This is a genomic window from Neobacillus cucumis, from assembly GCF_023715505.1.
Genome location: NZ_JAMBOH010000110.1, coordinates 1 through 449, shown reverse-complemented (window position 1 = coordinate 449; position 449 = coordinate 1). Strand labels below are relative to the sequence as shown.

The following is a 449-nucleotide window of genomic DNA, read 5'->3' as shown; positions in this document are numbered from 1 at the left end:
ATTTTGAGAATGACCATGAGAAAAACTTCCGTGCGCCGAAAGCGTACCCGGAACAATCAATGGCAGTCGCGGCGACGCATGACCTTCCTACGCTTAAAGGTTATTGGGATAGCGGCGATCTGACGCTGGGTAAAGTACTGGGCCTGTATCCGGATGAAGTCGTGCTGCGCGGGTTGTATCAGGACCGGGAACTGGCGAAACAGGGGCTGCTGGACGCGCTGCACAAATACGGCTGCCTGCCAAAACGTGCCGGTCACAAGGCTTCCCTGATGTCGATGACGCCGATTCTGAATCGCGGCATGCAACGCTATATCGCTGACAGCAACAGTGCGTTGCTGGGCCTGCAACCGGAAGACTGGCTGGATATGGCTGAGCCGGTCAACATTCCGGGGACCAGCGACCAGTACAAAAACTGGCGGCGTAAGCTCACCGCCACGCTGGAGCAGATG

The 449-nt window shown here is 57.0% G+C and carries 1 protein-coding gene; it reads left to right on the top strand.

From position 1 onward, the window contains the following. The coding region (gene malQ / locus M3226_RS31625; protein ID WP_251573436.1) for a 4-alpha-glucanotransferase at nucleotides 1-449 on the top strand (449 nt) is incomplete at both ends.